This window comes from Teichococcus coralli, from assembly GCF_009829925.1.
GTDB lineage: Bacteria > Pseudomonadota > Alphaproteobacteria > Acetobacterales > Acetobacteraceae > Pseudoroseomonas > Pseudoroseomonas coralli.
Window position 1 is genome coordinate 366,828 of the sequence record NZ_SNVJ01000002.1, and the last position, 18,680, is coordinate 385,507.

General features: G+C 70.8%; 19 protein-coding genes and 1 pseudogene. 11 read left to right on the forward strand and 9 right to left on the reverse strand.

Features of this window, described 5'->3' with window-relative positions:
* Positions 1-5 precede the first annotated feature (5 nt).
* From E0493_RS03795 to E0493_RS03815, 5 genes are read left to right on the forward strand one after another with little or no spacing between them, the layout of a single operon-like run.
* Positions 6-965, forward strand: a complete 960-nt coding sequence (locus E0493_RS03795) for an ABC transporter permease (RefSeq protein WP_160935573.1) — start codon at positions 6-8, stop codon at positions 963-965.
* Positions 965-1,807: an ABC transporter permease gene (locus E0493_RS03800; protein WP_160935574.1), complete on the forward strand. Its 843-nt coding sequence runs from the start codon at positions 965-967 to the stop codon at positions 1,805-1,807. Before E0493_RS03795 ends, E0493_RS03800 begins: the two co-directional genes overlap by 1 nt.
* A complete protein-coding gene (locus tag E0493_RS03805; RefSeq protein ID WP_160935575.1) occupies positions 1,804-2,748 on the forward strand; it encodes an ABC transporter ATP-binding protein in 945 nt (314 codons plus the stop codon). Before E0493_RS03800 ends, E0493_RS03805 begins: the two co-directional genes overlap by 4 nt.
* Positions 2,741-3,544 (forward strand): ATP-binding cassette domain-containing protein, encoded by an 804-nt coding sequence (locus E0493_RS03810; RefSeq protein ID WP_160935576.1) that lies wholly within the window; start codon positions 2,741-2,743, stop codon positions 3,542-3,544. Before E0493_RS03805 ends, E0493_RS03810 begins: the two co-directional genes overlap by 8 nt.
* Positions 3,541-4,887: an LLM class flavin-dependent oxidoreductase gene (locus tag E0493_RS03815; protein WP_160935577.1), complete on the forward strand. Its 1,347-nt coding sequence runs from the start codon at positions 3,541-3,543 to the stop codon at positions 4,885-4,887. The genes E0493_RS03810 and E0493_RS03815 overlap by 4 nt, the downstream gene beginning before the upstream one ends.
* Before the next feature lie 148 nt (positions 4,888-5,035).
* On the opposite strand, the gene E0493_RS03820 is transcribed toward E0493_RS03815, so the two are convergent.
* The 6 genes and pseudogenes from E0493_RS03820 to E0493_RS03845 form a co-directional block, all read right to left on the reverse strand.
* Positions 5,036-5,233 (reverse strand): hypothetical protein, encoded by a 198-nt coding sequence (locus tag E0493_RS03820; protein WP_160935578.1) that lies wholly within the window; start codon positions 5,231-5,233, stop codon positions 5,036-5,038.
* 90 nt (positions 5,234-5,323) lie between these two features.
* Positions 5,324-5,635: pseudogene (locus E0493_RS03825) on the reverse strand (cytochrome ubiquinol oxidase subunit I).
* A gap of 87 nt (positions 5,636-5,722) precedes the next feature.
* Positions 5,723-7,411 (reverse strand): thiol reductant ABC exporter subunit CydC, encoded by a 1,689-nt coding sequence (gene cydC / locus E0493_RS03830; protein ID WP_160935579.1) that lies wholly within the window; start codon positions 7,409-7,411, stop codon positions 5,723-5,725.
* Positions 7,408-9,060, reverse strand: a complete 1,653-nt coding sequence (gene cydD, locus E0493_RS03835) for a thiol reductant ABC exporter subunit CydD (RefSeq protein WP_235913566.1) — start codon at positions 9,058-9,060, stop codon at positions 7,408-7,410. Before cydD ends, cydC begins: the two co-directional genes overlap by 4 nt.
* Positions 9,057-9,296 (reverse strand): helix-turn-helix domain-containing protein, encoded by a 240-nt coding sequence (locus E0493_RS03840; protein WP_235913567.1) that lies wholly within the window; start codon positions 9,294-9,296, stop codon positions 9,057-9,059. The genes cydD and E0493_RS03840 overlap by 4 nt, the downstream gene beginning before the upstream one ends.
* 199 nt (positions 9,297-9,495) lie before the next feature.
* Positions 9,496-10,761: a cation:proton antiporter domain-containing protein gene (locus E0493_RS03845; RefSeq protein WP_160935580.1), complete on the reverse strand. Its 1,266-nt coding sequence runs from the start codon at positions 10,759-10,761 to the stop codon at positions 9,496-9,498.
* Between the two features lie 493 nt (positions 10,762-11,254).
* Here E0493_RS03845 and E0493_RS03850 point away from each other — a divergent pair, with 493 nt between their 5' ends.
* Positions 11,255-11,902, forward strand: a complete 648-nt coding sequence (locus tag E0493_RS03850; RefSeq protein WP_160935581.1) for a DUF4396 domain-containing protein — start codon at positions 11,255-11,257, stop codon at positions 11,900-11,902.
* Between the two features lie 965 nt (positions 11,903-12,867).
* Here the strand turns inward: E0493_RS03850 and E0493_RS03855 are convergent.
* A complete protein-coding gene (locus E0493_RS03855) occupies positions 12,868-13,071 on the reverse strand; it encodes a hypothetical protein (protein ID WP_160935582.1) in 204 nt (67 codons plus the stop codon).
* Positions 13,072-13,086: 15 nt separating this feature from the next.
* Between E0493_RS03855 and E0493_RS03860 the strand changes: the two genes are divergently transcribed.
* The 4 genes from E0493_RS03860 to E0493_RS03875 all read left to right on the forward strand — a co-directional run bounded on the left by E0493_RS03860 (position 13,087) and on the right by E0493_RS03875 (position 16,287).
* Entirely contained in the window at positions 13,087-13,581 is a 495-nt protein-coding gene (locus tag E0493_RS03860; RefSeq protein WP_160935583.1) for a hypothetical protein, read from the forward strand.
* Positions 13,581-13,973 carry a phage holin family protein gene (locus tag E0493_RS03865; protein ID WP_160935584.1) on the forward strand — a complete coding sequence of 131 codons (393 nt, stop codon included), beginning with the start codon at positions 13,581-13,583 and terminating at the stop codon, positions 13,971-13,973. The genes E0493_RS03860 and E0493_RS03865 overlap by 1 nt, the downstream gene beginning before the upstream one ends.
* Entirely contained in the window at positions 13,970-15,265 is a 1,296-nt protein-coding gene (locus E0493_RS03870; protein WP_160935585.1) for a DUF3618 domain-containing protein, read from the forward strand. Before E0493_RS03865 ends, E0493_RS03870 begins: the two co-directional genes overlap by 4 nt.
* Before the next feature lie 146 nt (positions 15,266-15,411).
* A complete protein-coding gene (locus E0493_RS03875; RefSeq protein WP_160935586.1) occupies positions 15,412-16,287 on the forward strand; it encodes an MBL fold metallo-hydrolase in 876 nt (291 codons plus the stop codon).
* Between the two features lie 57 nt (positions 16,288-16,344).
* Here the strand turns inward: E0493_RS03875 and E0493_RS03880 are convergent, their stop codons facing one another.
* Complete coding sequence (locus E0493_RS03880; RefSeq protein ID WP_160935587.1) at positions 16,345-16,848, reverse strand: YciE/YciF ferroxidase family protein; 504 nt, start codon at positions 16,846-16,848, stop codon at positions 16,345-16,347.
* A gap of 134 nt (positions 16,849-16,982) precedes the next feature.
* Positions 16,983-17,768, reverse strand: a complete 786-nt coding sequence (locus E0493_RS03885) for an enoyl-CoA hydratase/isomerase family protein (RefSeq protein WP_160935588.1) — start codon at positions 17,766-17,768, stop codon at positions 16,983-16,985.
* A 90-nt stretch (positions 17,769-17,858) separates the two neighbouring features.
* Between E0493_RS03885 and E0493_RS03890 the strand changes: the two genes are divergently transcribed.
* A complete protein-coding gene (locus tag E0493_RS03890; RefSeq protein WP_160935589.1) occupies positions 17,859-18,671 on the forward strand; it encodes an IclR family transcriptional regulator in 813 nt (270 codons plus the stop codon).
* Positions 18,672-18,680 lie beyond the last annotated feature (9 nt).

Sequence of the window (18,680 nt, forward strand, 5' to 3'; positions counted from 1 at the left end):
CCGCCTTGTCATCACCAGCCCTGCGCAGGGCGCTCCGCCGCGCCGGCATTCTGCTGCTGACCGTCCTGGCAGGGGCGCTGGCGGTGTTCTTCGCCATGAAGGCGACGCCCGGCGACCCGGCGCTCGCCGCGCTGGGCGAGAACGCGCGCCCCGAACTGGTCGAGGCCTTCCGCCACACGCACGGCCTGGACAAGCCGTTGCCCGTGCAGTTCCTGGCCTGGATCACCGGCGCGGTGCAGGGCGACTTCGGCCGCTCGCTGACCCTGGCGGGCGGCGTGCCGGTGGGCGAGCTGATCGCCAGCCGCTTGCCGGTGACAGCCTTCGTCGGCCTCTACGCGCTGGTCCTGGCGGCGGCGATCTCGTTGGTGGTCGGCACCGTCGCGGCCCTGCAGCGCGGCAAGGCGGCGGATACGGTGATGACCTCCTTCGCGGTGCTCGGTGTTTCCATGCCGGATTTCTGGCTGGGCTATGTGCTGGTCTTCTTTCTGGCGCTGAACTTCCCGCTTTTTCCTTCCTACGGCTTCACCGCGCCGGCGGAATCCCTTCCCGGCGCGCTGCTTTCCGGCTTCCTGCCGGCGCTGGCCATCGCGGCGCCCATGGCGGCGGTGTTCTCCCGGGTGCTGCGCGCCTCGCTGCTGGAGGTGATGCACCGGCCCTACGTGCAGGTGGCGCGCTCGCTGGGGCATTCCGGCCCGTTCGTCTTCCTGCACACCATCCTGCGCAACGCGCTGATCCCCTACGTCACCATCATCGGCCTGCAGGTGCGCTACCTGCTTGGTGGCGTGGTGGTGATCGAGCGCGTCTTCGGCATTCCCGGCCTCGGCTCGCTGATGGTGGATGCCGCCTTCGGGCGCGACTACCCGGTGATCCAGGCCTGCGCCCTCACCTTCCTCGTCATCGTGCTGCTGACCAACCTCTTCGTGGACTTCCTCTGCATGCGCCTCGATCCCAAGGCGCGCGCCTGATGGGCGGGCTGCTCCGCTCCGCCCTGCGCAGCCGCACCCTGCTGACCGGGCTGCTGATCACCCTGCTGGTGCTCTTCGGCATCCTGGCCGGCCCCTGGCTGACGCCCTTCGCGCCGGAGGAGATGGATTTCATCAATGTTCTCACGCCTCCCGACGCCATCCACTGGCTGGGCACCGACTCCTTCGGGCGGGACGTGCTCTCCCGCGTGCTCAGCGGCGGGCAGGTCTCCCTGCTCATCAGCACCTGCGGCGTGCTGGCCGGCGCCGCGCTGGGCGTTGCCCTGGGGATGAGCGCCGCCTGGCGGGGCGGCACCTACGAGGCCATCCTGATGGCGGGCTGCGACCTGCTCTTCGCCTTCCCAAGCTTTGTGCTGGCGCTGTTCATGATGGTGGTGCTCGGCTTCGGCGTGCAGAACGTCATCATCGCCATCGCCCTGACCTACCTGCCGATTTTCGCCCGCCTCTCCCGCAATCTGACGCGCGCGCTGCTGCCGGAACCTTTCGTGCAGGCGGCGCGGCTGATGGGTCAGCGCCCTGCGCGCATCCTGCCCTTCGAGATCCTGCCCAATATCCTTTCCACCCTGCTGGTGCAGGCCAGCATCGGCATCGCCTTCGGCATCGTCATGGAGGCGGGGCTGTCATTTCTTGGCCTGGGCGTGCAGCCGCCGACGCCTTCGCTCGGCACCATCCTCGCCGACGGGCGCGAGTACTTCCAGCGCGCACCCTGGGTGCTGACGCTGACGGGCCTGGTCGTCTCCGTGGCGCTGCTCGGCCTCAACCTGCTGGGCGACGGACTGCGCGACCTGACGGACCCCCGCCTGCGCAAGGCGGCGGGCCCATGAGTGCGCCGCTGCTGGAGGTGCGCAACCTCCGCGTCCAGGCGGGGCCGCTGGAGGTGGTGCGCGGCGTCGACCTGACGCTGCGGCCCGGCGAGACGCTCGGCATCATCGGTGAATCGGGCTCGGGCAAGACGGTGACCTGCCTCGCGCTGCTGCGCCTCCTCCCCGAGGGGCTGAAGGCGGAGGCTGACGTTCTGGTCTGGCGCGGCCGCGACCTTGCCAGCCTGCCGGACCGGGAGTTCCGCCCTTATCGCGGGCGGGAAATGGCCATGGTGTTCCAGGACCCGGTTGGCTCCTTCAACCCGGCCAAGAGCATCGGATGGCACCTGCGCACCGCGCTGGACCGGCTCGGCGCCAAAGGTCCATGGCGGCCGCGCGCCAAGGCGCTGCTGGCGGATGTCGGCATTCCCCGGCCGGAGGCGGTGCTGGAACGCTACCCACACCAGCTTTCCGGCGGCATGCTGCAACGCGCACTCATCGCCATGGTGGTGGCGCTGGAGCCGGGCCTGATCGTCGCCGACGAGCCCACCACCAATCTCGACAACATCGTCGAACAGCAGATCCTGGCGCTCTTCGCCGACCTCCGGAAGCGGCTCTCGGCGGCCTTCATCTTCATCACCCACGACATCGGCATCGCCGCCCAGATCAGCGACCGGCTGGCGGTGATGTATGCTGGGGACATCGTGGAGAGCGGCCCGGCGGCGGAGGTGCTGGCCGCGCCGCGCCACCCCTACACCCGTGGCCTGATCGCCACCGCCAACGCCCTTGCTGCGCGGGCCGAGCAACTGGCGGAAATTCCCGGGCAGTTGCCGGCACCGGGCGCGCGTCCCTCGGGCTGCGTGTTCCGGCCGCGCTGCACCTGGGCGCAGGATGGCTGCGAGGCGCCGCAGCCGTTGCGCGAGGTCGGCCCTGGCCGCCAGATCCGGTGCCTGCTCGATGCCTGAGCCCCTTCTGCAGGTCGAGAACCTGCTTGTCCGCTTCGCCGACCCGCACCGCCCCGGCGGCGAGTTGCGCGCGGTGGATGGTGTCAGCCTCACCGTGCAGCCTGGCGAGATCCTTGGCCTGGTGGGTGAATCCGGCAGCGGCAAAACGACGCTGGGCAAGACGGTGCTGCGGCTCCACGAGCCTGCCGGCGGCCGCATTCTGCTGCGCGGGCTGGACCTGACGCATCTCTCCGAGGCGGCGCTGCGGCCGCACCGCCGCGCCATGCAGATGGTGTTCCAGGACCCGCTCTCCTCCTTCAATCCACGCCAGACCATCGGCACCGCCGTCGCCACGCCGCTGAAGCTGCACCGGCTCTGCACCCGGGCGGAACTGCCGGAGCGCGTCGCACAGATCCTGGATGAGGTTGGGCTGCCCGCCGCCTTCGCGGAGCGCTACCCGCACCAGATGTCCGGCGGCCAGTTGCAGCGCGCCGCCATCGGCCGCGCCCTGGCGCTGAAGCCGGAGCTGATCGTGGCGGACGAGGCGGTCTCGAAGCTCGACGTTTCCGTGCGCGCGCAGATCCTGAACCTGCTGCGCGCGGTTCAGGCGCGCAGCAACCTCGCGATGATCTTCATCACCCACGACCTGCATGTGGCGCGCTTCCTCTGCCACCGCATCGGCGTGATGCATTTCGGCAAGCTGCTGGAGATCGGCCCGACCGAGCAGGTCTTCGAGGCTCCGCAGCACGACTACACCCGCGCGCTGCTCGGCACCGTGCACGGCAGCGTGGCCCGCGATGTGAGGATACCCGCATGAGCACCCGCAAGCCCATCAGCCTCGGGCTGTCGATGCGCTATCTCGGCTACCATGCCGCGGCCTGGCGGCATCCGGCGGCCGATCCCGGCGCAGCCTCCGACTTCAGCCACTTCCTGCATGTTGCGCGCACCGCCGAGGCGGCGAAGTTCGACATGGTGTTCCTGGCCGACGGCATCGGCATCCGCGCCAAGGACGATCCGCCAGGCTCGCTCTGCCGCTCCGCGCAGACCGCCGAGCTGGAGCCGCTGACGCTGCTCTCCGCCCTCGCCGCGACGACGACGCATATCGGCCTGGTGGCCACCGCCTCCACCACCTACAACGAGCCCTTCCACATCGCCCGCAAATATGCCTCGCTGGACCGCATCAGCGGTGGGCGCGCGGGGTGGAACATCGTCACCTCCTGGTCCGATGCCGAGGCGCAGAACTTCAACCGGGACCAGCACCTGGACTACGGCACGCGCTACGAGCGCGCCGCCGAATTCGTCGAGGTGGTGAAGGGCCTGTGGGATTCCTGGGACGCCGACGCCTTCCGGCATGACAAGGAAAGCGGCGTCTTCTTCGACCCGGCCAAGCTGCATGTGCTGAGCCACCAGGGCAAGCACTTCAAGGTGAAGGGACCGCTGAGCGTCGCACGCAGCCCGCAGGGCCGCCCGGTGCTGGTGCAGGCCGGCGCCTCCGAGGCCGGCATGGAGATCGCCGCCGAGAGCGCCGAGGTGGTCTATGCCGTGCCGCACGACCTGGAGACCGGAAAGTCCTATTATGCCGACCTGAAGGCCCGCCTCGCCCGCCACGGCCGCGCGCCGGAGGGGATGAAGATCATGCCGGGGATCACCCCTTTCATCGGCCGCACCGAGGCCGAGGCGCGCGAGAAGTACGACCTGCTGAACGCGCTGGTCGCGCCAGAGCTGGGCCTCTCCTATCTCTATGGCCAGATGGGCGACCTCTCGGCCTATCCGCTCGATGGCCCGGTGCCCGAGCCGAACGACCCCAAGGTGCGCAGCATCGCCAAGAACCTGCTGGCCCTGGCGCGACGCGACGATCTCACCATCCGGCAGCTCTACACCACCATCGCCGCCGGCTTCGGCTCGCGCATCCTGATCGGCACACCGAAGCAGATCGTGGACGAGATGGAGGCCTGGGTTGAGGCGGAGGCGGCGGATGGCTTCAACATCTGCCCGGCGGTGCTGCCGCTCGGCCTGGAAGAGTTCGCCGAGATGGTGACGCCGGAACTGCAGCGGCGTGGTCTCTTCCGCACGGATTACAGCGGGCGCACGCTGCGCGAACACCTGGGGGTGCCGGTGCCGGCGAGCCGTTACGGCGGGCCTGTCGTTCCGCCACGATAGGGAATGCCCGCAGGAATGAGTTCCCCCATCGAGTGTATACGGTCGATCCCTTCCTTTTTCTTCGGGTTTCCCGCGCGGGCGGGATGCGCGGCGCCAAACTGACAACGAGACGACGGGGGTCTGGTGGAAATCCCTCTCGCCGACTTTTTCAGTTCGTGTCCTGCGGCGACTCGACCGGCCCGCTCTCATGCAGGTCGAACCAGAGCGCATTGAGCACGGCGAAGACGGCGTCCGGCGGGAGGCCGGGGAAAACCAGAAGCACACCGAGGAAGCCCCGCACCGGCGCGGCGAGCAGGATGATCGCCAGCGCGGCCAGCGAGCCATAGCCCCGTGCCCGCTGCGCCATTGCGCCTTCCGGCTTGAAGGAAAGTGAGGCGACGCCACCCATCACCAGCATCGCGACGAAAAGCGAGGGCAGCAGGCCGAAAGAGGCCGCCTACGCCATCGAACGCCGCGCCAGCGGGGCGCCGGAGATGTCGCCGACATGGTCGCTGTCGTGCCTCCAGTTCATGCCGAACCTGAATTCCATGGTGATGCCGGGGGCCACGCCGAGCACGAAGTTGATGCCGGACCACGTGCTTTAGAACTTGGTCACATCCCGACAGATCACCCGGCCCGTCACGACATCCACCCTCTCCATAATGCCGATGACGGCGGACGGGCCGAGCATCAGGAGGACGAAGAGAAGGTGGTGCAGCGCCGTCATGGCGAATTGCCGCCGCGACAGCGGGACGACGTCGGATTCCATGCCGGTCCTCGCCGGCCCGAAGCCGGCTCCCCAGCCAATGCCCGGGCCGCGCGGGATGGCGTCGGCCCGTCGCGGCCGGCGCTGGGGTCAGTCGGGGCGGAGCGCGGCAAGCGCCGCGTCAAAGCCGGGCTCGCCGCGCCGCCATCCCGCCACCAGCCGCCCCTCCTCCAGGCGGAGCAGGCGGTCGGCGATCTCGGCCTCTCGCCGCAGATGCGTGACGGCGAAGATAGCGATGCCGCGCGGGCGCGCCTTGATCCAGGTCAGGATCGCCTTCGCGTTCGCAGCATCAAGCCCTTCCGTGGGTTCGTCGAGCAGCCACAAGGGGGCATCGCGCAGCAGCATCCGTGCCAGGGCGAGGCGGCGGCGCTGGCCGCCGGAGAGCCCGGCGCCGCCCTCGCCCAGCGGCGTGTCGAGCCCCTGCGGAAGGGCGCGCACGACCTCGGCGAGTTGCGCCTCCTCCAGGGCCCGCCAGAGCCGCGCGTCGTCGGCCTGCGGATTCGCCAGCAGCAGGTTGCCCCGCAGGTTGTCCTGGAACAGTTCCGTTCGCTGGCCGAGCACGGCGCGGCGCGCGGCCGCCACTTCGCCGGACTGGGGCGCCGCCTCTCCCTGCAGCAGCGCCAGCAGCGTGGACTTGCCGGCGCCGCTCGGGCCAATGAGCGCCACCCGCTCGCCACACGCCACATCGAGGGAAAGCCCGGCGAAAAGCGGTTCCGCGGCGCTGGGATGGCGAAAGGTCACCTCCCGAAGGCAGAGCGCCTTTCCGCCTGGCGGCACGTCGACGCGCGGCGGCCTTCGCTCCCCTTCCAGCGCCGGCGCCAGCCGCCGCGCGGCCAAGGCCGTGCGGCCGAGTTCCAGCGCCCCGCGCCGCAAGGCCGCGAAGGGCTCCAGCGCCGCCATGGCCACCAGCAGCACCAGAGCCGCCTGCGGAACGGAGATCGTGCTTGCCTCGACCAGCCCGGCGGCGGCGACCAGCGCGGCGGTCAGGATCAGCGTTCCGCTCACGGAGAAGCCGACGGTGGCGGTCGTCTCCATGCGGTTCAGTTCGTCGTCCGCCCTGGCAAGGCGTTGCTCGGCAGCCATGGCCGCCGCCACCTGCGCGCCGAGCCGCCCCGCCATCAGCAGGTCAGCCTGACCAGCGACGACGTCGATGCCACGCGCCCGCAGCGCTTCCAGCGCCGATGCCCGGCGGCGCGCCATGCGCTCCGCCGCCCGTGCCAGGGCGATGGGCAGGCCAAGGCCCGGGAGGAGCAGCGCCAGCAGCAGCCCCAGGCCGAGCCGGCCATCCAGCAGGCCAAGGCCGTAGCCGGTTGCCAAGGCCGTCACCAGCGCCGCGACGCCCGGCACGAGCACGCGCAGGTAAAGGTTGTCCAGTGCGTCCACCTCGGCGGTCAGGCGGAAGAGCAACCTGGAGGGACGCGCCAGCAGGCTCCGTCCCGCGCCGGAGCCGGCGTAGCCGCGGAACAGCCGCTCGCGCAGGGCGGCAAGCAGGGCCAGCGTCGCATCATGCGTCGCCAGGCGCTCGCCATAGCGTGCGGCGGTTCGCGTCAGCGCCAGGAAGCGGATGCCGGCGGAAGGGCGGAAAACATCGAAGGAATGCGCGATTGCGGCTCCCGCGCCGGCCAGCGCCGTTCCCGTGATGAACCAGCCGGAAAGGCCGAGCAGCGCCACCCCGGCCAGCACCGTCACGGCGGCAAGCACCGCACCCAGGAACAGCCGCCCGCGCCGTCCCGAAAGAAACAGGCGCAGCACGTCCAGCAAGCCGCGCCACCGGCTCATGCCGGCATCCTGACGATGCGGTCCATGCGGGCGGCAAGCACGGGGTCGTGCGTTGCCACCACCAGGGTCCGTCCCGCGGCGGCGGCCAGCAGGGCCTCGGTGGCGTCGGCGGCGGTGGCGCGGTCCAGGTGCGCGGTCGGCTCGTCGGCCAGGATCACGCCCACCGTCGGAGCGGCGATGGCGCGGGCGAGCGCCAGGCGCAAGGTCTCGCCACCGGACAGGCCGAGGCCGCCCTCTCCCACCCGGCGCGCCGGGTCGTGCGCGGGCAGCAGGCGGGCGATAGGCGCCGCCGCGTCCAGCCCGGCGCGGCCGAGCCGGACATTGTCGCGCAGGGAGGCGGCGAAGACATGCGGCTGCTGGCCGACCCAGGCGATCCTGCCGCGCAGCACGGCGGCACTCTCCGCCGTCAGCGCCACTTCTCCGAGCGCGATGCTTCCGCTTTCCGGCAGCGCCAGGCCGGCAAGCAAGGCCAGCAGGGTGGACTTGCCGCAGCCGCTCGGTCCGAACAGCGCCACACGCTCGCCCGCGGCGACCTGCATGGCGAAGCCGTCGAGGACCGGACGCGCCGCCGCGCCATGGCGGAAGACCAGCGCCGAGACGGCCAGCGCCAGCGGCGGCGTGGCTGCGGTGGAGGGATCCGGGTCGACGCCCGCTCCTGGCAGCGCCAGTGTGGGCGCCGCGGCCAGCCGGGCCAGCGCCTCCAGCGCCGCCTCGCCCGCCGCGCGGTCGTGCCAGGCGGCGGCGAGGTCGCGCAGCGGATCGAAGAAGGCGGGCGCGAGCAGCAGCACGAAAAGCGCCGGCCCGAGCCCGAGCCATCCGCTCCAGGTGCCGAAGGGCAGCATGCCCAGCAGGTGGAAGCCGACATAGACCGCCACCATCGCCACGCCGAGCGCCGAGAACAGCTCCAGCGCGGCGGAAGAAAGGAAGGCGATGCGCAACACCGCCATGGTGCGGCCGCGCAGCGCCTCCGCCGCCGCGCGCAGACGTCCGGCCGTCGCTTCCACGGCGTCGAAGGCGCGAATGGTGGGCAGGCCCCGCAGGCGGTCGAGCAGCAGCGCGTTCATGCCGCCGACTTCCAGCATCTGCGCCTCGCTCGCCTCCTTCGCGCGCAGGCCGACCAGTGCCATGGAGAGCGGGATCAGCGGCGCGGCGAAGAGCAGGATCAGCGCCGCCATCCAGGATTGCGTGACCACCGCGAGCAGCAGCACGAGCGGCACCAGAACCGCGCGCAGGCGTGCGGGCCGGTAGCGCAGCAGGTAGGGCAACACCGCCTCGGCCTGCTCGGCCAGCGCCGCCGCGGCAAGGCCGGAGGCCGGCCTTCCCGCGTCCAGCGGCGAGCGCGCCGCCAGGGCTCTCAGCGCGTCATGCCGCAGCCCGGCAAGCGCGGACCTTGCGGCGCGGAAGGCCATCCGGCCACCCATGGCGTCGAGCGCGGCGCGCAGCAGCCCGGCCAACCCGAGCAGGGCGGCCGGGACCAGCACGCCAGCCATTCCCTCCCCTCTGGCCAGGCGCGCAACCGCCAGCGCCAGCAGCGCCGCCTGCGGCACCCAGAGCAACGCGGCGGCGGCTTGCAGCAGCCCGGCACGGTGCAGCGCGGGCGCGGCCGCCGCGAGGGCGGGCGGTTCCGGCGGACGCGGCGGCCGGCTCAAGGGGCCGGCAGGCAGAAGGCGTCGTGCAGGGTCGCGATGATCCTGGCCACGCGCGGGTCGGCGATGCCGGAGCGGATGGTGGTGCCGGTGCGACGGGTTGCCACCAATCCATCCTCCCACGGCCTGGCAAGGCGCTGCGACCGCGCCTGCCGCGACAGGCCCGCGCGCTCGACAAGGGCACCGGCCGCAGCTTCCCTCCCCGCGATCAGCAGGCGCAGGATCACCAGGCGCAGCATGCCCGCGGCTTTGGCCGCCTGCGCCGCCCTCCGTGCAAGGGGCACGGCCGCCCTGGGGGGAATGCTTCCGGTGACCGACTCCATCGCTTTCTTCCGGTGCCGCAGGCCAGACGCCACGGCCACGAGGCCCGACAGGCTGGGCGCCTGCATGCATATATAATGGGCGCGTGAGGTATCAAAACACCGCCGAGGCCGGCTGCTACTCGCCAGGTTCCGCCTGGAAGGCGCGGCGCTGCCAGTGGCCGAACATGCGGGTGAACACCGTGCCCGTGATCCCGTGCGCCAGGATGGAGGCGCCCACCGCCAGGCTGACCACCGGCCAGATCGTCTGCAGCCCCGTCCGGTCCTGGATTTCCATGGCGTAGAACAGGGCGGCCGCGCCAATCGGCCCGAACCAGCCACCGAACAGCGCCTCGGGGCGGGCCCGCGTCCAGGGCATGAAGCGTCGGAGCATCAGCCAGACCGGCAGGCGGCGCAGCAGGAGGATACCCACCGCGAAGGCGATGCCGCGCCAGCCGAGCCCGGCCCAGTCCTGCCATGGAATCACGGCGCCGAACAGGATCATCACCGGCAGGTCGAAGAAGCGGCCGAAAGCTTCGTTGAAGCGTTCCTGGCGTTCCGCGATCTCCTCCGAGGGGATGCCGCTGTTCAGCACCGCGCCGGCGACGAAGGCCGCCAGGATGCCGTCACCGCCCAGCAGCCGCACGCCAGCCAGCGTTGCCAGCGAAAGGGCGAGCGCCACCGTGACCAGCGAGGCGCGGTCCGCGTCCGGGCGCGCCTCGGCCCAGAGCAGGCCGCTGCGCACCAGCCACCCGACGACGACCCCGACGGTGGCGGCGCAGCCGACCTCCCAGAGCAGCACGTGCACCACCCATTCCAGTCCCGCGTCCTCCGGCCCATGCCCGAGCAGCAGGATGGGCAGCATGACCAGCGGCAAGGCGAGCCCGTCATTCATCCCGCTCTCGGCATTCAGCGCGTTGATCAACTCCCGCGGCATGGCCCAGCGCGCCAGCCGCCCGTTCAGGATAGGGGCCGAGAGCACCGGATCAGTGGGCGCGACGGCGGCGCCGATCAGGAAGCAGGTGACCACCGGCAGGCCCAGCGTCAGGCTGGTGACGGCGGTGCTGGCGAGCCACATGCCCAGCATCCCCGGACCCAGCGCAACCGCCAGGCCCCGCCAGTGCGCCGACAGCCAGCCCTGGGGCAGCCGGATGGCGGCGGCCGTGACGGCGAGCGCCAGCGCAACGCGCGCAGCCTCGCGCAGAATGGTGGCGGCCTGCTCGCTTGTGCCGGGATCGAGGTGGACCAGCCCGAGGCCGACCGGCCCCAGCGCTATTCCGGCCAGCGCGCAGGCCAGCGGCTCCGAAACACTCAGGCGGGTGTTGAGCAGCCCGGAGGTGGTGCCGAGCGCAACCAGCAGGCCAAAGGCGCAGAAGACCAGCAGCCAGGGTTCCGCGATCATCATGCTGTTCCCTCTGGCTTGGGGGCTGTGCCGATGCCTCGCCGACAGAAGCGTCCGCAAGGTTCGCTCGGGCAGCCGGAAGGGCTGGATGAGATGCCCCTGCGGGGTCGCGAAGCGGCCACGGCGCCGGCGCACCGCTCCCGCCCGCCTTCCTCAAAGGCTGCCGAATAGACGCCGTGTTGCCGCCGGGGTTGCTCTGCCCGGACGCTTCTGCGGCGATGGTCCTGCCGCGGACTCACGTCCCGCTGAGGTTCATTACCGCCTTGCCACGAAACCGCTTCGCATATCCTGGCTTCCGCAGGGGTGCGCGGGACCGCTCCATCGGGCGATGGCGGTGCGTTGGGGAGGTCCGGGTGCGCAGCGTCCGCGCCGCGGGCCATGGCAGAAGGAGTCCCCGGCGGCGATGCACCCGGCCGCCGTGGCAGCCCCGTGCCTGCCCGCGGGGCTGATCAGGCCATGCGCTCCGCGCAGCGTGCATCGTCCGAGAGGAATCTTCATGCCCCCCGATTGGCTACAAACCCTCGCCTTCTACTACTGCAGCCTCTCCATTCTGAGCGCCCTTTATGTGGCGCTCGACATCTTCGTGCTGGGGCGCCGGCAGAAGATGTGGATCATGGAAGTGGTCTGGCCACTGACGGCGCTCTACTGGGGTCCGCTGGGCCTTCCCTTCTACTGGCTCATCGGCCGCAAGCCGAAGGATCGCAAGAGCATGGGCGAGTTCGCCTTCGGCGGGGCAACGCATTGCGGCGCCGGCTGCGCCCTTGGCGATTTCCTGGGCGACTGGCTGGTTTTCGCGATCGGCTTCACGCTGTTCGGATCCGAGTTGCTCGGCAAGTTTCTCTTCGCCTTCGTGCTGGCCTACCTGTTCGGCGTCGCCTTCCAGTATTTCACCATCGCACCCATGCGTGGGCTCGGCCTGCGGCAGGGGATCTGGGCGGCGATCAAGGTCGATACGCTGTCGCTGATCGCCTACGAGGTCGGGATGTTCGCCTGGATGGGTTTCCACGCCTGGATCTTTCCGGAGTCGGATCCGACTCAGTGGGCCTACTGGTTCATGATGCAGATCGCGATGGTGCTGGGCTTCGCCACCACGTTTCCAGTGAACTGGTGGCTGATCGCGCGCGGCACCAAGGAGAAGATGTAGCCGGCCTTCCCGAAAGCCGCGGGAGGTTTCCCTGCCCCCTGCGTCTTGCGCGTAGCAATTTCCGGTAATCACCGGGACCCGCTTGGGAAGCGTCGCTCGGGCTGGCCTCGCTTCGGGCGAGGTGGCCGGCAGCAGTGGCGCCCAGAATCCGCCCCTGCTTCGCCCGGCGTCGCGCCGGGCCTTGCGAGAGCGGCGGCAAGTCTCAGCCCCTCCGGCCTTGGGCAGTCGCGGGGTGCAGCGGGTGGCGCTTCGACGCCGGCCAGAGGCGCGGATGGCCGCGGGGGTGCGCGCGGTCAGGCCTTCCGGGAACGAGGTGCGGAACAACCGCTCGGAAGGCGAGCCATCCGGCTTGAGCCAGGGCATGCGGTCCGCGCCGGCGCCTCCTGGGCGCGAGCGAAGCCATGCCAGCTCAGCCTCAGGACCCCGCACGCGTGGCGCACCCGGACCCAGGAGCACCTGCGCCGGCGCGTTGCCGGCCTTTGATGCTGGGCCGGGCGGTGAAACCTGGAGGGGGGAGCCAGGGGGAGGAGCCAGGGGGGGGAGCCACGGCCTGTCCAGCCCGCTTGCCACAAGGCGCGGATCTCAGGCCCGCGGGGCGGCGCTTCGCGCATCGATCCACCGTTCCTTGCGGAACAGGCTGCAGGATCGGGGCGCGGTTCCTGCTTGGCCGATGCCATGGCCGACCATCGGCAAGGCGCGACACGACCGAAGCAGGGAGATGAGGCGCCACGCCTGGCCGCCAGGGCTACCAGCCCGGCCACCGCATTTCGGCAGAAACCTCGCTGTTTCAGCGGAACCGATGCGCTCTCCCGGTGTTGTCGAAGCATCCAGACCGACAGGCCATGGCTAAGCCATGTGCCGGACCGATTGGAGAGGGTGCGCAAGGTCGCGCCTGCTTAGCAGAACAAGACAGGAGGCGAGCCATGAGTGATCAGCCTACTCTGCCAGGAGAACGCCGCGAGCCGTCACGCGATGCGAGGGCGGATCTTCAGGCGGCGGCGTCCGAAACTCAGGCAAAGGCCGGGGAAACCGCACGCAACCTCCGCGATCAGGCGGGCGAAACCCTGCAGGCGGTGCGCGCTGAAGGGGAGGACCTTGCCGCCACCGCACGGGCGAAAGCTGAACAGGCGGTCGAGCAGCAGAAGGAAGCGGGCGCCGAGCAGGGCCACCAGCTGGCTGATGCCGTGCGGCGCGTTGCCGAGGACCTGGAGGATGCCTCGCCGGAGATCGCGCGGCACGTGCGCAGCGCGGCGGATTCGGTGGACAGCCTCGCCACCGCCCTGCGCGAGCGCAGCGTCGGCGACCTCGTGGGTGAGGTGAACGAGTTCGCGCGCCGGCAGCCGGTGGCCTTCTTCGGGGCGGCGATGGTGGCGGGCTTCGCCCTGACCCGGTTCGCCCGCAGCTCCGCCCGCGACACCTACCCGCCGCGCAGCACGGCAGGAAGCGGGAGCATGGCGCACCGCGCGGGTCGTCCCGCCTACGCAGCCGCGGACACGAACCGCAGCCCGACAATGGCGCCAGGCTGGGTGCCGGACGGCACCGACCGGAAGGGCTCCGCGGAAAGCGGCGAGCTCCGCCCAGCCACCATGCCCGCCGCCACGCTGGGCGGCGCCGCCGCGCACAAGCCGGGCACCGCAAGCCCCGGCAGCATGCCGGGCCCGACCGGAGGAACGCCGTGATGATGCCGGAAGCAAATCGCTCGGTCCCTGACCTGCTGGGCGACCTTGTCAACCAGACATCGACCCTGGTGCGCAAGGAGGTACAGCTCGCGCGCGCCGAGATGGGCGAGAAGGTCGGCCAGGTCGGCGCCTCGGCCGGCAGCATCGCCGCCGGCGGCGCGCTGCTGCTGGCGGCGCTCATCGTGCTGCTGCACGCGGTGGTCGCCTTTCTTGTCTATCTCGGCCTGTCCGTCTGGGTATCCGGGCTGATCGTCGGCGTGGTCGTCGCGATCATCGGCTACATCCTGCTGCGCACCGGGCTGAACCGCCTGAAGGCCGCGAACCTCACCCCGCAACGGACCGTGACGCAGCTCTCCCGTGACGCGTCGGCAGCCAAGGAACAGGTGCGATGAGCGAGACCACGAACCCGAATGGCCAGTCCCCCGCCGAGATCGAGGAGGATGTCGAGCGCACCCGGGCCCGCGTCACCGATACCATCGAGGCGCTGCGGGAGCGCATGTCCCCCGGCCAGGTGATGGACCAGCTGGTGGACTATGCCCGTGAATCCGGCGGGCCGGAGTTGATGCGCAACCTCGGCAGCTCGGTGCGCGACAACCCGTTGCCGCTTCTGCTCGTCGGCGTCGGGCTCGGCTGGATGATGCTTTCCAGCGGCAAGCGCCCGGTGACCTACCCGGCCACCCGCGCGCCCGAACCGCATCAGGCGTTGCTGCCGCCGCCGCCGCATAGCTCCGTTCCGGGCCTGGGCACCCGCGCCGGCGAGGCGGCCCGCCATGCCGGCGAAGGCGCGCGGAGCACGATGGCAGGGATGCGCGACCGCGCGGCCTCCGGTGCCGGCACCGTGCGCGACACCACCTCCAGCGCCTATGCGGCCGGCAGCAGCATGGCCAGCCGTGCAACGGGCGCGGTGAGCGACACTGCCTCCAGCGCCTATTCCGCAGGGGCGGACGCAGCGAACCGCGCTGCGGGCGCGGTGGGCGATGCCGCGTCACGCGCGGGCGCCACGGCCTCCAGCCTGGCGGACCAGGCTTCCGAGGGGCTGACCAGCGCAGGCCGCGCCGTACGCGCCACCTACCACGATACAACGGACAGCATGGCGCGCGGCTATGATGCCGCCTCGTCCCAGGCCGCCATGCTGGCGGACCGCGCACGCGGCGGGCTGAACTACGTCGCGCAGGAACAGCCGCTGCTCTTCGGGGCGCTGGGGCTGGCCCTGGGCGCCGCGCTCGGCGCTCTGTTGCCGCGCACGCAGACCGAGGACCGCCTGATGGGCGAGGCCAGCGACGCCGCTGCCGACCGCGTCACCGAGGCGGTGCAGGAAGGCTACGAGCAGGTCAAGGAAACCGCTGGCGAGCACCTTGAGCGCGGCAAGGAAAAGCTCCAGGAAACCTATGATCGTTCGCAGGACGAGCTGCGCAAGAGCGACCTGTCCGTCCAAAAGGTGGCCGATGTCGTCACCGGCGCCGCATCCGAGGTGAAGAAGACTGCCACGGACACGGCGCAGGGGCTGAAAGAGGAAGCGAAGAACGGCATCGAGACGGCCAGCGGAGAAGGCACGAGCACGGAAAAGGCGGAGAAGAATGAGCGGGCCGAGGTGAAGCCCGTCTCGACCACCTCTCCCGCCGCCTCCGTGACGCCGCCGCCCTCCGGCTCGGTGCCGCCCCGTCCCACGCGGCCGCCCTTCTGACGGAGAGCCGGGGCGCCCGAACGGCGTCCTGGCTGCCATCGCACGCTCCGGCAGGGGCCTGGGGATCCTCCCCGGGCCCCTTTCCTTGTGGCGGCGGGAACCGCCGTGGGCGCGGGAGGTTGGTGGAAAGCACAAGGAGCCTGCCGATGACCCAGCAAATCCCCGTTGACGAGGCGGCTGCCACCGGTGCGGTTCTGGACGACGGCACCCGCGAGGTTGCTCCGGATCTCGCCTATAAGCGGCTTGCCATCGTCAACGTCGCCTTCTGGGGGCAGCCGGGCGCGCCGGGCTGGGTGCTGGTGGATGCCGGCCTTCCGGGTACGGCCGGCCTGATCCGGCGGGCCGCGGCGGAGCGCTTCGGCGACCATGCGCCCGCCGCCATCGTGCTGACCCATGGCCACTTTGACCACACCGGCGCACTGGCCACGCTGGCCGAGGCATGGCAGGTGCCGGTCTACGCGCATCCGCTGGAGCATCCCTATCTGAACGGCCAGGCTTCCTACCCGCCGCCGGACCCCTGGGTGGGCGGCGGGGTGATGGCGCTGATCTCCCCGGCCTTTCCCCGTGGCCCAGTGGATGTGGCCGGCAGGCTGCGCGCGCTGCCGGAGGATGGCAGCGTTCCGCCCATGCCGGGCTGGCGCTGGCTGCACACACCGGGCCATGCCCCCGGCCATGTCTCGCTCTGGCGTGAGAACGACCGCCTGCTGCTGGCCGGCGACGCCGTGATCACCACCGCCCAGGAAGCTGCCTATGGCGCCGTGACGCAACAGACCGAGCTGCACGGACCGCCGAAATACTTCACGCCGGACTGGGAGTCCGCGCGGGCTTCCGCGCGGCGGCTCGCCGCGTTGGAGCCGGAGAGCCTGCTCACGGGCCATGGGCAGGCGCTGAAGGGCAGCGGGATGCGCGAGGCGCTGCACCACCTGGCGCGCGACTTCGATTCGGTCGCGGTGCCGAAGAAGGGCCGGTATGTCGGCCATGCCGCCCGCGCGGAGGATGGCTCGGCCTACCGCCGGCCCTGAAACGCGTTGCGCCGCACGGCTGGACCGTGCGGCGCGAAGCGGCGGCAAGGGCGGCTGTCAGGCAGCCTTGGCGGCGGCCGGGTTGATCTGCTTGTTCGCCATATCGTTCAGCAGCGTGTCGGTCTGCTTCTCCTCGTTCAACGTCTCCTCAAGAAGCTGAACGATATCCTTCTTCCCGATCGCCTTGGCCCAGGCGACCAGCGCGCCATAGCGCGCCATCTCGTAGTGCTCGATGGCCTGCGCGCCTGCGATCAGGCCGGCGTCGCGCACCGGCGAGGGCTCCTTCGCCTCGTCCAGCAGTTCCTCGCACTCCTCGACAAGGCCGTTGAGCGCCTCGCAGGTGATGCCCTGCGCCCGCTTGCCGAGTGCCTCGAACACCTGCTGCAGCCGCTCGATCTGCGTCTGGGTCTGCTCGCGATGATGCATGAAGGCGTCGCGAAGCTGCTCGTTCTGCGCCGCCTTGGCCATTTTCGGAAGCGCCTTCAGGATCTGCCGCTCCGCGTAGTAGACGTCCTTCAGCGTATGCAGAAACAGGTCGTCGATGGACTTGATGCCGGCCATGTGAAAAATTCCTGTGCTGGCTTTGAACCGCGCCGAATGGCGCCTGCTGCGATAACCGGCGGCCGCAGCACAGGTTGCGGCTGCCGCTGCCTCGCTCCAGCCTCTCCCCCAGGCGAGAGCGGCGCCCGCCTGCATCACTCTCCCTTGAACGAGGGAGGGCGCTTGCCGAAGAAGGCGGCCTTTCCCTCCACATGATCCTGCGTCAGGAACAGCAGTGACTGGTAGTGGCGCTCCTGGTTCAGCGCGGCATCCAGCCCTTCCGCAAGCATCTGCTTGGTCAGCGCGACGGCGGTGGGCGCCTGCGCGGCGACGATGCGCGCCCGCGCCATGGCGGCATCCAGGACCGCGCCACGCGGCGCGAGCTGGTCCACGAGGCCGATCCGCGCCGCCTCCTCGGCGGCGATCGGCTCGCCATAAAGCAGGATTTCGCGTGCCCGTGCATGCCCCACCCGTAGCGGCAGGGTATAGGCCAAGCCAAGATCGGCCATCAGCCCGACCTTGCCGAAGGCGGCGATGAAGTTGGCGTCCGCCGCCGCGACCACCGTGTCGCAGGCGCAGGCCAGCGACAGGCCGGCACCCGCGCACCAGCCTTCGACCGCCGCGATGACGGGCGTGGATCCGGCGACCATCAGCCGGATCATCTCATGCGCCGCGCGCAACCGCTCGCGGCCTTGCAGGGGGCTGCGAACATCCATGCCCGACAGGTCGCCGCCGGAACAGAAGGTGCCGCCCGCGCCGGTGACGACCACCGCGCGGATCTCCGGATCCCCCTCCACCCGATCCATGATCCGCAGCATCTGCTGCCGCAGCGCCGGGGCCAGCGCATTGCGCCGCGCCGGGTAGTCGATTGTCAGCAGAAGGACCGCACCGTCACGCTCCTCGATGACGCGCATCGGCGCGCCGTCAGCCAGTTCGGCCATGTCCCCTCCAGCGCCCCGCAGGGCATCACGCTTTGCGCCCGATGCGCGGCAGGCTACATTCCGTATTCAGGAAAGCAATCGGAATATCGAATGGATACGCAGGCATCCGCAGGGGAGCGCGATCCGTCCAGCCAGCGGGACGTCGGCGCGGTCATTCATGCCATCCGCATCCTGCAGCACCTGGCCGCGGCCACGGGGCCGCTGGGCGTGGCGGCGGTGGCGCGCGGCACCGGAATCAGCCCGAGCACCTGCTTCAACATCCTGCGGACACTGACGCGGGCCCGCTTCGTCGCCTTCCGCGAGCAGGACAAGACCTATTCGCTCGGCCTCGCGGTGGCCGAGCTGGCGGCGGGCTTCCTCGGCGTCAGCCATGCCGAGCTGATCCGGCCCGAGCTGGAGCGGCTGGCGCTGAACTACGACATGCTGATCGTGCTCTGGCGCGTCACGGAGGATGGGCACATCGTGCTGATCGACCGGGCGCACAGCCACACCGCCGTGCGCGTCGAGATGCGGCTCGGGTTGCGCCTGCCGATGCTGGTGGGCGCCGTCGGCCGCTGCGTCGCCGCCGCGCTCGACCTTCCGCAGGCCGAGCTGCGGCGGCGCTTCGCCACCTTGCGCTGGCAGGCACCGCCCAGCTTCGAGGCGTATCTCGCCGACGTCGAGGCGGCGCGCGAGAGCGGCTGGAGCCTGGACAACGGGCAGCTCTACCGCGGTCTCATCACCATCGCCGCGCTGATCACCGATCAGCACGGCCAGCCGCGCTTCGGGCTGAGCGGCATCACCATCGCCGGGCAGCATTCGCCGGAGATCTTCGGCCAACTCGGGCGGGAACTGCGCGAGGTTGCCGGCTTTGCCGCCCGTGCGCTGTTCCCGGCCAGCGCAATGCTGCAGAATACCGAATAGCATTCCGAA

Coding starts and splice junctions, on each gene's coding strand:
- E0493_RS03800 (WP_160935574.1), top strand. CDS start 965: ATGGGCGGGCTGCTCCGCTCCGCCCTGCGCAGCCGCACCCTGCTGACC.
- E0493_RS03805 (WP_160935575.1), top strand. CDS start 1,804: ATGAGTGCGCCGCTGCTGGAGGTGCGCAACCTCCGCGTCCAGGCGGGG.
- E0493_RS03810 (WP_160935576.1), top strand. CDS start 2,741: ATGCCTGAGCCCCTTCTGCAGGTCGAGAACCTGCTTGTCCGCTTCGCC.
- E0493_RS03815 (WP_160935577.1), top strand. CDS start 3,541: ATGAGCACCCGCAAGCCCATCAGCCTCGGGCTGTCGATGCGCTATCTC.
- E0493_RS03820 (WP_160935578.1), bottom strand. CDS start 5,233: ATGGCGCAGCGGGCACGGGGCTATGGCTCGCTGGCCGCGCTGGCGATC.
- cydC (WP_160935579.1), bottom strand. CDS start 7,411: ATGAGCCGGTGGCGCGGCTTGCTGGACGTGCTGCGCCTGTTTCTTTCG.
- E0493_RS03840 (WP_235913567.1), bottom strand. CDS start 9,296: ATGCTGCGCCTGGTGATCCTGCGCCTGCTGATCGCGGGGAGGGAAGCT.
- E0493_RS03845 (WP_160935580.1), bottom strand. CDS start 10,761: ATGATGATCGCGGAACCCTGGCTGCTGGTCTTCTGCGCCTTTGGCCTG.
- E0493_RS03850 (WP_160935581.1), top strand. CDS start 11,255: ATGCCCCCCGATTGGCTACAAACCCTCGCCTTCTACTACTGCAGCCTC.
- E0493_RS03865 (WP_160935584.1), top strand. CDS start 13,581: ATGATGCCGGAAGCAAATCGCTCGGTCCCTGACCTGCTGGGCGACCTT.
- E0493_RS03870 (WP_160935585.1), top strand. CDS start 13,970: ATGAGCGAGACCACGAACCCGAATGGCCAGTCCCCCGCCGAGATCGAG.
- E0493_RS03875 (WP_160935586.1), top strand. CDS start 15,412: ATGACCCAGCAAATCCCCGTTGACGAGGCGGCTGCCACCGGTGCGGTT.
- E0493_RS03880 (WP_160935587.1), bottom strand. CDS start 16,848: ATGGCCGGCATCAAGTCCATCGACGACCTGTTTCTGCATACGCTGAAG.
- E0493_RS03885 (WP_160935588.1), bottom strand. CDS start 17,768: ATGGCCGAACTGGCTGACGGCGCGCCGATGCGCGTCATCGAGGAGCGT.
- E0493_RS03890 (WP_160935589.1), top strand. CDS start 17,859: ATGGATACGCAGGCATCCGCAGGGGAGCGCGATCCGTCCAGCCAGCGG.